Origin of the sequence: Micromonospora sp. NBC_01796, from assembly GCF_035917455.1 — a bacterium.
Lineage (GTDB): Bacteria > Actinomycetota > Actinomycetes > Mycobacteriales > Micromonosporaceae > Micromonospora_G.
This window is the reverse complement of sequence record NZ_CP109078.1, coordinates 16,395-28,547: the sequence shown is the minus strand read 5'-3', so window position 1 is coordinate 28,547 and position 12,153 is coordinate 16,395. Positions and strand designations below refer to the sequence as shown.

12 protein-coding genes and 1 pseudogene are annotated in these 12,153 nt (G+C 71.4%); 7 read left to right on the top strand and 6 right to left on the bottom strand.

Annotated elements, in window-relative coordinates; all coding sequences use genetic code 11:
- Positions 1 to 34: 34 nt before the first annotated feature.
- Both OIE47_RS00130 and argH read left to right on the top strand, forming a co-directional pair.
- A complete protein-coding gene (locus tag OIE47_RS00130) occupies positions 35 to 1,246 on the top strand; it encodes an argininosuccinate synthase (RefSeq protein WP_326559407.1) in 1,212 nt (403 codons plus the stop codon).
- A gap of 8 nt (positions 1,247 to 1,254) precedes the next feature.
- Positions 1,255 to 2,718 (top strand): argininosuccinate lyase, encoded by a 1,464-nt coding sequence (gene argH / locus OIE47_RS00125; protein ID WP_326562950.1) that lies wholly within the window; start codon positions 1,255 to 1,257, stop codon positions 2,716 to 2,718.
- A gap of 135 nt (positions 2,719 to 2,853) precedes the next feature.
- Here the strand turns inward: argH and OIE47_RS00120 are convergent, their stop codons facing one another.
- The gene (locus OIE47_RS00120) at positions 2,854 to 3,099 is read right to left on the bottom strand and encodes a hypothetical protein (RefSeq protein ID WP_326559406.1); all 246 of its coding nucleotides are present in this window, start codon (positions 3,097 to 3,099) and stop codon (positions 2,854 to 2,856) included.
- Positions 3,099 to 3,284, bottom strand: a complete 186-nt coding sequence (locus OIE47_RS00115; RefSeq protein ID WP_326559405.1) for a hypothetical protein — start codon at positions 3,282 to 3,284, stop codon at positions 3,099 to 3,101. The genes OIE47_RS00120 and OIE47_RS00115 overlap by 1 nt, the downstream gene beginning before the upstream one ends.
- A 269-nt stretch (positions 3,285 to 3,553) precedes the next feature.
- Between OIE47_RS00115 and OIE47_RS00110 the strand changes: the two genes are divergently transcribed.
- Positions 3,554 to 4,168 carry a DNA-3-methyladenine glycosylase gene (locus tag OIE47_RS00110; RefSeq protein WP_326559404.1) on the top strand — a complete coding sequence of 205 codons (615 nt, stop codon included), beginning with the start codon at positions 3,554 to 3,556 and terminating at the stop codon, positions 4,166 to 4,168.
- Between the two features lie 298 nt (positions 4,169 to 4,466).
- Positions 4,467 to 5,645: an alpha/beta hydrolase family protein gene (locus OIE47_RS00105; protein WP_326559403.1), complete on the top strand. Its 1,179-nt coding sequence runs from the start codon at positions 4,467 to 4,469 to the stop codon at positions 5,643 to 5,645.
- 24 nt (positions 5,646 to 5,669) lie between these two features.
- On the opposite strand, the gene OIE47_RS00100 is transcribed toward OIE47_RS00105, so the two are convergent.
- The 4 genes and pseudogenes from OIE47_RS00100 to OIE47_RS00085 form a co-directional block, all read right to left on the bottom strand.
- Positions 5,670 to 6,305 (bottom strand): TetR family transcriptional regulator, encoded by a 636-nt coding sequence (locus OIE47_RS00100; protein WP_326559402.1) that lies wholly within the window; start codon positions 6,303 to 6,305, stop codon positions 5,670 to 5,672.
- Positions 6,188 to 7,578: pseudogene (locus tag OIE47_RS00095) on the bottom strand (methyltransferase). Before OIE47_RS00095 ends, OIE47_RS00100 begins: the two are co-directional and overlap by 118 nt.
- 2 nt (positions 7,579 to 7,580) lie before the next feature.
- The gene (locus tag OIE47_RS00090) at positions 7,581 to 8,534 is read right to left on the bottom strand and encodes a hypothetical protein (protein WP_326559401.1); all 954 of its coding nucleotides are present in this window, start codon (positions 8,532 to 8,534) and stop codon (positions 7,581 to 7,583) included.
- Between the two features lie 166 nt (positions 8,535 to 8,700).
- Entirely contained in the window at positions 8,701 to 8,904 is a 204-nt protein-coding gene (locus tag OIE47_RS00085) for a glycoside hydrolase N-terminal domain-containing protein (RefSeq protein ID WP_326559400.1), read from the bottom strand.
- Positions 8,905 to 9,180: 276 nt separating this feature from the next.
- Here OIE47_RS00085 and OIE47_RS00080 point away from each other — a divergent pair, with 276 nt between their 5' ends.
- From OIE47_RS00080 to OIE47_RS00070, 3 genes are read left to right on the top strand one after another with little or no spacing between them, the layout of a single operon-like run.
- Complete coding sequence (locus OIE47_RS00080; protein WP_326559399.1) at positions 9,181 to 10,035, top strand: fumarylacetoacetate hydrolase family protein; 855 nt, start codon at positions 9,181 to 9,183, stop codon at positions 10,033 to 10,035.
- Positions 10,032 to 11,342 (top strand): L-fuconate dehydratase, encoded by a 1,311-nt coding sequence (locus OIE47_RS00075; protein WP_442792032.1) that lies wholly within the window; start codon positions 10,032 to 10,034, stop codon positions 11,340 to 11,342. Before OIE47_RS00080 ends, OIE47_RS00075 begins: the two co-directional genes overlap by 4 nt.
- Positions 11,339 to 12,115, top strand: a complete 777-nt coding sequence (locus OIE47_RS00070; RefSeq protein WP_326559397.1) for an SDR family NAD(P)-dependent oxidoreductase — start codon at positions 11,339 to 11,341, stop codon at positions 12,113 to 12,115. Before OIE47_RS00075 ends, OIE47_RS00070 begins: the two co-directional genes overlap by 4 nt.
- Positions 12,116 to 12,153: the final 38 nt, after the last annotated feature.

Sequence of the window (12,153 nt, the reverse complement as noted above, 5' to 3'; positions counted from 1 at the left end):
GTGGATTCACCAATGTTGAAAGGAGCAGCACACCATGACTGAGCGCGTTGTTTTGGCGTACTCCGGGGGACTCGACACCTCGGTTGCCATCCCTTACCTGGCCGAGCAGACCGGTGCCGAGGTGATCGCGGTGGCGATCGACGTGGGCCAGGGCGGCGAGGACATGAACGCGATCCGCCAGCGGGCCCTGGACTGCGGTGCGGCCGAGTCGGAGGTGGTCGACGGCCGCGAGGAGTTCGCCGCCGACTTCTGCCTGCCGGCGCTGCGGGCGAACGCGCTCTACATGGACCGTTACCCGCTGGTCTCGGCGCTCTCCCGGCCGCTGATCGTCCGGCACCTGGTCGAGGCGGCCAAGAAGTACGGCGGCACGATCGTCTCGCACGGCTGCACCGGCAAGGGCAACGACCAGGTCCGCTTCGAGGTCGGCATCGGTGCGCTCGCCCCCGACCTGAAGGTCCTCGCGCCGGCCCGTGACTTCGCCTGGACCCGGGACAAGGCGATCGCGTACGCCGAGGAGAAGGGGCTGCCGATCGACGTCACGCACAAGTCGCCGTACTCGATCGACCAGAACCTGTGGGGGCGCGCGGTCGAGACCGGGTTCCTCGAGGACATCTGGAACGCGCCGACCGAGGACGTCTACGCCTACACCGCCAACCCCGCCGAGCCCCGCGACCCGGACGAGGTCGTGATCACCTTCGAGGCCGGGGTCCCGGTGGCCATCGACGGCGAGACCGTGACGCCGTACCAGGCGATCCTGGAGCTGAACCGGCGGGCGGGCGCCCAGGGCGTCGGCCGCCTCGACATGGTCGAGGACCGGCTGGTCGGCATCAAGAGCCGCGAGGTGTACGAGGCACCGGGAGCCATCGCGCTGATCGTGGCCCACCAGGAGCTGGAGAACGTCACCGTCGAGCGCGACGTGGCCCGGTTCAAGAAGGGCGTCGACCAGCGTTGGGCCGAACTGGTCTACGACGGCCTCTGGTTCTCCCCGCTCAAGCGGGCACTGGACGCCTTCATCGACGACACCCAGCAGCACGTCTCCGGCGAGGTGCGGCTCACCCTGCACGGCGGCCGCGCGGTGGTCACCGGCCGGCGTTCCGACGCCAGCCTCTACGACTTCGGCATGGCCACCTACGACACCGGCGACACCTTCGACCAGTCGCTCGCCAAGGGCTTCGTGCAGCTCTGGGGCCTGCCCAGCCGCCTCGCCACCGCCCGGGACACCCGGTTGGGTGGCTCTGCACAGTGACGTTCAAAATAGCGGGCGTGGACGACAAGAGCCTGACCGAGAACAGCGCCGGCACCAACCGCACCAGCCTGTGGGGCGGCCGGTTCGCCGGTGGCCCCGCCGAGGCACTGGCGCGCCTCTCGGTCAGCGTGCAGTTCGACTGGCGCCTCGCTCCGTACGACCTGGCCGGCTCCCGTGCCCACGCTCGGGTGCTGGCCGGGGCGGGACTGCTCGACCCCGACGAACTGGGGCAGATCCTCGCCGCCCTGGACGACCTGGAGGCCGCCTGCGCCTCCGGGGCGTTCCGGCCCACCGTCGACGACGAGGACGTGCACACCGCACTGGAGCGGGGGTTGCTGGAGCGGCTCGGCAGCCTCGGCGGCAAGCTCCGGGCGGGCCGGTCCCGCAACGACCAGGTCGCCACCGACCTGCGGCTCTACCTGCGCGACCACGCCCGTGGTGTGGCCGCCCGGCTGGTCGAGCTGGCCGACGCCCTGACCGAGCAGGCCGGACGACACCTGGACACGCCGGCACCCGGCATGACCCACGTGCAGCACGCCCAGCCGGTCGCCTTCGGGCACTGGCTGCTGGCGCACGTCCAGCCGCTGCTGCGTGACCTCGAACGGCTGCGCGACTGGGACCACCGCACGGCGGTGAGCCCGCTCGGTGCCGGCGCGCTGGCCGGCTCCGGCCTGCCGCTGGACCCGGTGGCGGTGGCCAAGGAACTGGGCTTCCGGTCCTCGTTCGCCAACTCCATGGACGCGGTCGCCGACCGGGACTTCGTCGCCGAGTTCCTCTTCATCACGGCGATGATCGGCGTGCACCTGTCCCGCCTCGGCGAGGAGGTCGTGCTCTGGACCTCCCAGGAGTTCGGCTGGGTGGAACTGGACGACTCCTTCGCCACCGGTTCGTCGATCATGCCGCAGAAGAAGAACGCGGACATCGCCGAGTTGGCCCGGGGCAAGTCGGGCCGGCTGGTCGGCGGTCTGGTGGCGGTGCTGACCATGCTCAAGGGTCTGCCGCTGACCTACGACCGCGACATGCAGGAGGACAAGGAGCCGGCGTTCGACGCGGTGGACACGTTGCAGCTCCTGCTGCCCGCCCTCGCCGGCATGATCTCCACCATGACGGTCCGGGTCGACCGGCTCGCCGCCGCCGCCCCGGTCGGCTACTCCCTCGCCACCGAGGTTGCCGACTGGCTGGTCCGCAGAGGCGTGCCGTTCCGTGACGCGCACGAGGTCACCGGTCGTCTGGTCGCCCTCTGCGTGGCTCGGGACTGCGCCCTGGACGAGGTCTCCGACTCCGATCTCGCCCTGGTCAGCGAGCACCTCAACCCCGAGGTCCGCAGCGTGCTGTCGGTCCGTTCGGCGCTGGCGGCCAGGACTACGCCCGGTTCGACCGGCCCCGGTCCGGTCGCCGACCAGCTCGCCGCCGCCACCGAGCAGCTCGACGGCTGGCGCCGATGGGCGATCGAGCAGGTCGTCCCGCGCTGAGCGAACGTCGTCCCATGCTGAATGAAGGTCGTCCCATGCTGAACGGTCAGCCCCTGCCGGGCCGGCCGCAGGATGGGCAACCGGTGGCGTGGATCGACAACCACAGCGTGGTAGGCGTCACCACCCGGACCGGCCTCAGGGCCGGTCCGGGGGCAGGGCCGAGACCCGTACGAGCGCGTCCAGTTGGCCGAGCGGGGTGCCGTCACGGGCGAGCTGCTGCCCGCTGACCCAGACCCACTCGTCGTCGTAGTAGCTGGACAGGTCGTCGCGTACCGACTCGACCCGCAGGAACAGGGTGAAGCCGCCGTAGCGCCAGTCCTCCTTGGCCAACCGCAACACCGTGCCGGCCGGTACGTGTGGCGGGGCGGGCGTCGCGTCCATCAGAACCGCCGGGTCGCGGCGTTGCGCCGTACGCCCAGGGCCGAGCAGGCGGGGCAGCTCAGGCTGCTGCCGCAGGCGGCGCACCAGCGTCGGGAAGCCCGGTACGCGTACAGGCCGGCGATGAAGCCCACCGTCATGCCGCTGATCGCTGTCACGGTGACGAGCACGACAAGCCCTCCGTCCATCGACCGGAACCGGCGGCGCGGGGCACCGCCGAGGGTATTGGCGACAGAAGGTAACAATGCGGGTAACACGCCGTGAGCTGCAAGGTTTCGTCACCGGATACCGAGCGAGTGAGTCGTTCGTGCCGTGAATCATCTCCATTCGCTCACGTCACGGCCGGCGCCCCCGGCCCGGTCGGTGCCGGGCGGTGCGGTGAGCCGGGCCGATCCCGGCCGTTCGTGCCGGTGGGGGCGGTGGGACGGGCCGACCCCGGCTGTGTTGTGCTGATCGGGTGATCGACCGCGCCCGTACCGACCTGGCGACGCTGCTGGCCGGGCCGTTGGTTCCGGCGGCGCGCGGGCTGCTGAACTGCACGCTCTCCGCCGGCGGCGTCACGGTCCGGCTCACCGAGGTCGAGGCGTACGCCGGGACCGGCGGGGACGCCGCCTCGCACGCGCACCGGGGCCGTACGCCCCGCAACTCGGTGATGTTCGGTCCGGCCGGGTACGCCTACGTCTACTTCACCTACGGCATGTACTGGTGCATGAACGTGGTGACCGGTACCGAGGGGGAGGCGTCGGCCGTACTCCTGCGGGCGGGTGAGGTGGTCGACGGGCTCGACCTGGCCCGGAGCCGGCGCACCGCCGTACGCCGAGATCTTGATCTTGCTCGTGGACCGGCCCGGCTCTGCGCGGCGCTCGGAGTCGACCGCGCGGCCTACGGGTTGTTCCTGCTCGACGACGGCCCGGTACGACTCGCGCCGCCCGCCGAACCCGTCCCGGCATCGGCGATCGCGGCCGGCCCACGGGTTGGGGTGACCGGAGCCCACGACCTGCCGTGGCGGTTCTGGCTGGCCGGCGACCCGACGGTGAGCACCTACCGCCGCCACGTCCCCCGCAAACCCTGACCCGGTCCCGCTCCCGCAAACCCCGATCCGCGCCCGCGTCGGCAAGCGTCGGACCTTTCCCGCACCCCCGCACCCCCGCACCCCCGCACCCCCGCACCCCCGCACACCCGGACCCCGAACACCCGGACCCCGAACACCCGGACCCCGAACATCCGCACCCCCGCACACCCCGGACTCCTGCGATCCACCTGCCGCACCGGCCGATGGCGGTCGCCCCGGATGCGGGGGTGGCGCGGCCCGTCAAGGCTGGGGTGGCCAGCGCGATGCGGCGCGGTGGCGAGGGACGGATGGAGGATCCATGTACGACCGGAATGCGCACCACAGTGGTGGGGCGAGACGCGGCCTGGCTGTGGTGTTGGCGGCGGCGATGGTGGCGTGGACGTTCTCTCCGGTGTCCGCCTGGGCGGACTCGGGATCGGCGGAACTGGCACTGCCGGCGCCGACCGGACCGCTCCCGGTCGGGCGGACCACCCTGCACCTGGTCGACCGGGACCGAACCGACCCGTGGGTGCCGGGCGAATTTCGTGAGCTGATGGTGTCGATCTGGTACCCGGCGAGGGGCGTACGGGGACCGCGGGCGCGGTATGTCACCGAGGCGGAATCCGGGCTGATCCTGGCCGCCCGAGAGGTGACCGGCGAGCCGGCGGACGTGCTGAGCGCCACCCGTACGCATGCCCTACTCGACGTTCCGGCGCTGTCCGGGGGGCGGCTGCCGCTGGTGGTGCTCTCGCCCGGCTTCGCGCTGCCGCGTACGTCGCTGACCGGACTGGCCGAGGAACTGGCCAGTCACGGGTACGTGGTGGCCGGTATCGATCACAACTACGAGTCGGTCGCCACCACCTTCCCGAGTGGTCGGATCACCGAATGCCTGGCCGGGGAACTCGATCCGGACGGGCCGACCGTGGCCGGTGGCCGGGCCGCCGACGTGTCGTTCGTGATCGACCGGCTGATCGAGGTCGCGAAGAGCAAGAAGCTGGCCGGGACCGGACCGGCTTCGCCCTGGTGGGGTGGTTGGCTCATCGACCCGTCCCGGATCGCGGTGGTCGGGCACTCCATGGGCGGGGCCGCCGCCGTCCGGTCGATGCTGGCCGACCGGCGGATCCGGGCCGGGGTCAACCTGGACGGGGCCTTCCAACCAACCCTTGATCGGGAACTCGACCGACCGGTTCTGATCATCGGTGCGGCGGAGCGCGGTCGGCCGCCGGGGAACCCGGACTGGACCGAAAGCTGGTCCCGGCTCACCGGCTGGAAACGCTGGCTCGGCGTGGACGACATGTCGCACACCTCGTTCACCGACTTCGCCCCGCTGGAGGAACAGCTCGGTCGTCGCCTCCAGCCGCTGCCGGCGCGGCGCTGCGTCGAGATCACCCGAGCGTACGTCACCGCCTTCCTCGACCTGCACCTACGAGGGGGGTCACCGTCGATACTCGACGGACCCACACCCGGATTTTCCGAGGTGCGGCTCTGGCACCCGTGACGTGGCCGCCGGGTCGTCCCGCCGTCAGTTCCGCCTGGTCGCCGCCCGGCTGATCTTCGAGCGAAGCGCGCGGCGGGACACCGGTCCCAGCTCGTCCACCACCTCGACCAGCACCGCGAGCTGTTCCAGCGCACCGAGCGCCTGCTGCGCCCCGGCCTCGTCCACGCCACCGTAGAGTTCCAGCCCGACAAACGCGGCGCAGAGCGCACGGGCCAGTCCGGGGATGTCCGCGACCTCGGCGAACGGGGAGCCGGCCAGCAGGCGGCGCAGCACCGACTCGATCTCGTCCACCCAGAGCTGCAACGCGGCGGCGGTCGGCGCGGCCAGGCGTACGTCGTGCTGCGCACCGGCGAGCAACTGGGCCAGCACCGACACGTTGCCCAGCCGGCGTTCCTCGACCTGCAACGTACGACCGACGTCGAGCAGTTCGCGCAGTGACGCGACGGTGGCGAAGCGGTCGGCGTACTGGGCGACCCGTTCGGCGGTGGCGGCTCGGCAGGCCGCGGCGAGCAGTTCGTCGACGCTGCCGAAGTGGTAGAAGATCAGCGCCTGGTTCGCCCCGGCCGCGGCGGCGATGGTCCGGGCCGAGACACCGGCGATCCCGTGTTCACGGATGGCGGCCAGCGCCCCGTCGAGCAGCCGCTGCTTCGTGCTGGACATCGCGCTCCCTCGGTTGCGGCGTACGGCGCCTCGCCAGGTGCGGTGGCGCGATCATCGCGTCGGTCACCACCTGGGCCAGCCAGCCGATCCCGGGCAGCCGGAGCAGCCAGCCGAGATAGGCCCAGCCAAGGTTGACATGCTCCAGTCCGCGCGCCACAGCGGCCACCCCGTCGGCGCGGTACCCGTCCGCCGCCTCGTAGCGGGCCCGGTACAGCGCAGCCGGGTGCGCCCCGGCCGGTGCCAGGGTCAGCCCGACCGGCCCGCGTCGACGCAGGAAGCCGGCGGTCGCCGCGCACGGTCCGCAGTCCTCGTCCAGCCAGAGCACGGCCGGGGGACCATCCGGGTACGGCGTGAGGCGCGGCCACCAGTCGCGTACCCGCCGGTGGTAGTCCCGCCACGGCTGCCCGTACCGGCCGGACAGGTCGTGGCGCTCGTGCGGGCGGGCCACCCCGTAGTTGAACGCCACCCCGGCCAGTCCGGCCAGTGCCAGCGTGAGACTGCCCGTCACCAGCGCGGCGAGCAGCATCAACGGCACCATGCCGCACTGCATCGGGCTGCCGAGATAGGCGTACGGCCCGGTGCTGACCAGCCGCCGGGGCGGGTCCCAGGGGAACGGTGTACCGCCACCGCGCCGGACGAACTCACCCACGGCGGACAGCGCCGGCACCGCCAGCAACAGGCCCACCTGCCCGAGGACGAGCAGCACCACCGGTGGCATCCCGGTCAGCCGACCCCAGGATCCGTCACCGAGTTCGAAGGCGACGTTCGGCACCAGCCAGAGGGTCAGCCCCGTGAACACCGCCATCTGCAACGCCGTACGGGCACCGAGCCGGCGCTGCCGGGCGGTCCACCGGCCGAGCAGTTGTGCGGGCAGGGCCACGGCGAACAGCCCGACGACCTCGCCGAGCAGCCAGTGAGGTCCGAGCACCACCAGCGGGTGCAGGGCGGGCATCGCGATCGCGTCCAGCCAGAGCAGCAGGCCCAGCGCGACCGGGACCGGGAGGATCCGGTGCAGCAGTACCGGCAGTGGTCCCCACAGGACCGCCCAGCCGAGCCAGAGGTCGACCGGGAATCCCCGGTAGGCACCGTCGACGGGCGCGAAGGCGTACCAGCCGGTGTGCAGGCTGACCTCGTGCAACCCGGCCAGCCCGACCACGGCCGTGAGGAACGCGAGCGCCGCCCCGGCCGTGGCCCGGCGACCCCCGTCGGTCCGCCGGGCCAGCAGCATCAGGACGACAGGTACGACCAGGCTGGTGTAACGGACGGCGGTCAGGCTCACCGCAGCGCCAGCATGTCGAGCAGGTGCCCGCCCCCGGAGTGCATCAGCGCGTCCTGCAGCGGTCCGAAGTACCAGGACGGGTCCAGCCCCCGCCGGTAGCCGACGGTCAGCCGGATCTCGGTGTGCTGCGCGTCCACCACCCGCCAGCGCAGCTCCGCGTCCTGCCAGGTGATCCAGCGTCCGGTGATCGAGGTGTCCTCGACGAAGGTGAAGCCGAGTCGGTCCGGCCCCGACTCGTCGACCTCGGCGAGGAGGTGGCCGCCGGGTCCGTGCGCAGAGCCGTGGTACGCGAACAGCCACCGGTCGCCCGGTTCGAGTCCGTCCCCGGTGACCCGCTGCGGCAGCGGCATGCCCAACAGTCGCAGCGGTACGGACCGAGCCGGTGCCGCCACCGGTCCCCGGCTCAGCCGCTCGCGCACCTCCTCCGGCGTCAGCGCGACGGTACGGGTCACCACCGTGGTCTGGTCCGGGTTGATCCGGAGCTGTTCGCTGGTGCCCTCGACCCCGCCGAGCAGCAGCAGCGGCAACGGCAGCAGCGCGTACGTCCGGTTGGAGTATTTGACGAACTCGATCAGTGCGGCGGTGCCGTGCACGACGGCGTACACCAGGGGAGCGGCCAGGACCACGCAGATGGCGCCCTCGTGCAGCACCACCGCGCTCAACAGCAGGACGATGGTGGTGACCACGAAGGTCCGGCCGTGGGTGGAGCGGGCCGGCACCAGCGACAGCGTGGCCGCGAGCAGCACCGGCAGGGCGACGAAGAGCAGTGCGCTGTCGGCCCGTCCGTTCCGGACGGCGGAGACGAAGAAGGCCGCTCCGACACAGGTGATCAGCCCGGCCAGGATCCATCTGGCCCGGGTCGCCGTCCGGGGCGGCTTCGGTGACGGTTCCGCTTCCCACGCCGACGGCCACCGCTCGTCGGGCCCCGGTGACGACTTCCGTTCGGTCATGACGGCTTTCCTCCCCCTGTTTGAGCGGTCGCTCAAACGGCACCCTAGCCTCGTTTGAGCAATCGCTCAACTGTTGCTGGTCGGGGTGCCTCAACCCCGGTGGCGGTGGCCGGCAACGTCGGTGGAGGTGGCCGGTGGCCCGTCGAGGATCACCGGCGGGCCGTCGTCACCACCCGTTCCGCCGGTCCACAGGGGTCTTCTCGTCGTACGTCAACCGCTCGGTGCGCACGCCGTCGAAGACATTGGCGCCCGGCGCTCCGTTGCCGATCGGCAACGATTCGGTCTCCCGGTCAGCGGCCGGCCGGTCGTACCGCAGAGCGAGGGTGGGATCCGACGCGGTGCCGGGGGAGCGCTCCGGTCCGCCCCGCATCGACGCTCCCACCTGCGCATTGACGCCCCGTGTGCGGTTTGCGGCATCGGCGGTGAGTTCCGTCGATCCGGCCCGTCCCGTCACGTGGAGTTAACATTGGATGTATGGCTCGGTCAAGATAGGTCGTACGGGCATTACCCCGAGCGCACAATCCGGTGTGGAGCGCAGTAGATGGGCCTAAACGCCCCGTCCTCGGCCTTGTGCGCTTGTCGATGGACTGATAGACATCCGATGTATGACGCGGGGAAACACCATCGACACAAAGGAACCGCTGCCGTGAAGCTCTTACGGGTCGGTCCACCCGGCGGCGAGCGCCCCGCCGTGCTGGCCGAGGACGGCACGCTCCTCGACCTCTCCGGTTCGATCACCGACTTCGACGGTGACTTCCTCGCCGACGGCGGCATCAACCGCGTACGCGGCCTGCTCGAACTGCGGCAGCCGCCGCTGCGCGGACGGGGGCTGCGGCTCGGCCCGCCCCTGCGCCGCCCCGGAAAGATCGTCTGTGTCGGGCTGAACTACCACGACCACGCGCGCGAGACCGGCGCGGCCGTACCCACCGAGCCGGTCCTCTTCCTCAAGGCGCCGGACACCGTCGTCGGCGCCTGCGACGAGGTGCTGGTGCCGCACGGCGGCGAGAAGACCGACTGGGAGATCGAATTGGCCGTGGTCATCGGCAGGACCGCGCGGTACCTCCCCTCCGCCGAGGAGGCGATGGAGTGCGTGGCGGGTTATGCCATCTCGCACGACGTCTCCGAGCGCGCGTTCCAACTCGAACGCGGCGGCCAGTGGGACAAGGGCAAGTCCTGCGAGACGTTCAATCCGTTCGGCCCCTGGCTGGTCACCAAGGACGAGATCCCCGATCCCGGGCACCTCGGGCTGCGGCTCTGGGTCAACGGCACGCTGCGACAGAACGGGAACACCAAGGACATGATCTTCAACGTGCCGGAGATCATCCGCTACGTCAGCCAGTTCATGACGCTCTACCCCGGCGACATCGTCAACACCGGTACCCCGGCCGGGGTCGCGCTCGGTATGCCCGACCCGAAGCCGTACCTGCGCCCCGGCGACGTGGTCGAGTTGGAGATCGACGGACTCGGTCGGCAGCGGCAGCGACTGGGGGTCGCGTGGTGAGCAGCCGCTTCGTCGCCCTGGACACGTACGACATCCGCTTCCCCACCTCGCGCGAGCTGGACGGCTCGGACGCGATGAACCCCGACCCCGACTACTCGGCCGCGTACGTGGTGCTGCGTACCGACGCACCCGACGACCACGAGGGACACGGCTTCGCCTTCACCATCGGTCGCGGCAACGAGGTGCAGGAGGCGGCGATCGCCGCGCTGCGCCCGTACCTGGTCGGCCGGCCGGTCAAGGACGTGCTGGACGACCTCGGCGGGCTCTGGCGCGAGCTGGTGCACGACTCGCAACTGCGCTGGCTCGGCCCGGAGAAGGGCGTCATGCACATGGCGATCTCCGCCGTGGTCAACGCCCTCTGGGACCTCAAGGCCAAGCGCGCCGGCATGCCGCTGTGGCAACTGCTCGCCTCGATGACCCCCGAGGACCTGGTCGCGCTGGTCGACTTCCGCTACCTGACCGACGCGCTGACCCCGGACGAGGCGCTGGCGATCCTGCGCGCCGGTGCGCAGGGGCGCGACGAACGGGTCGCCCGGCTGCTCGCCGAGGGCTACCCCGCGTACACCACCTCGCCCGGCTGGCTCGGGTACGACGACGACAAGCTGCGCCGGCTCTGCCGGGAGGCGATCGACGCCGGGTTCACCCAGATCAAGCTCAAGGTCGGCGCCGACCTGGACGACGACATCCGGCGGATGCGGATCGCCCGGGAGACCTGCGGGCCGGACATCCGGATCGCGATCGACGCCAACCAGCGCTGGGACGTGGACGCGGCGGTCACCTGGGTGCAGGCGCTCGCCGAGTACTCGCCCTGGTGGGTGGAGGAGCCGACCAGCCCCGACGACGTACTCGGCCACGCGGCGATCGCCCGGCGGATCGCGCCGATCCCGGTCGCCACCGGCGAACACGTACAGAACCGGGTGATGTTCAAGCAGTTGCTCCAGCTCGACGCGGTCGCCTTCGTCCAGCTCGACGCGGCCCGGGTCGCCGGGGTCAACGAGAACATCGCGATCCTGTTGCTCGCCGCCAAGTTCGGCGTCCCGGTCTGCCCGCACGCGGGCGGCGTGGGCCTCTGCGAGCTGGTACAACATCTGTCGATGTTCGACTACGTCGCGGTGACGGGAACGATGGAGAACCGGATCATCGAGTACGTCGACCACCTGCACGAACACTTCGTCGACCCGGTACGCATCCGTAACGGCCGCTACCAGGCGCCCACCACCGCCGGCTTCAGCTCCACCATGCACCCCCGCAGCCTCGCCGACCACGTCTACCCCGACGGCCCGGTCTGGAAGGTGGACCCGTCATGAGCGACATCGCCCGGGTCAGCACTGAGTTCGACGGTCTGGTCGCCGTGGTCACCGGCGGCGCCTCCGGGATCGGGCTGGCCACCGCCCGGTTCCTCGCCGCCCGGGGAGCGCGGGTGGCCTGCCTCGACCTCGACCACACGGCCGTGCCCGAGCCGCTGTTCGGCGTACCCGCCGACGTCCGCGACGACAACTCGGTCCGGGCGGCGATCGACCGGGTGGTCGAGCGGCTCGGCGGGATCGACATCCTGGTCAACAACGCCGGCATCGGCGCGGTCGGCACGGTGGAGAGCAACCCGGACGACGAGTGGCACCGGGTGTACGACGTCAACGTGGTGGGCCTGGTCCGGGTGAGCCGGGCCGCCCTGCCCCGGCTGCGCGAGTCCCGCCACGCGGTCATCGTCAACACCTGCTCGATCGCCGCGCACGCCGGGCTGCCCAACCGGGCGCTCTACAGCGCGACCAAGGGCGCGGTGCAGGCGTTGACCGCGGCGATGGCGGCCGACCACGTACGCGAGGGGATCCGGGTCTGCTGCGTCAACCCCGGCACCGTGGACACCCCCTGGGTACGCCGCCTGCTCGCCACCGCCGCCGACCCGGACGCCGAACTCGCCGCCCTGCAGGCCCGTCAACCCACCGGCCGCCTGGTCAGTGCGGACGAGGTCGCCGCGGCCATCGCCTACCTGGCCAGTCCGCTGGCCGGCGCGACCACCGGAACCGTGCTCGCCGTCGACGGCGGCATGCACGGGCTCCGGTTACCGGCACCACCGAAGTAGTTCCGCACGCACCCGAAGAAGAAGTACCCCAGCGACAC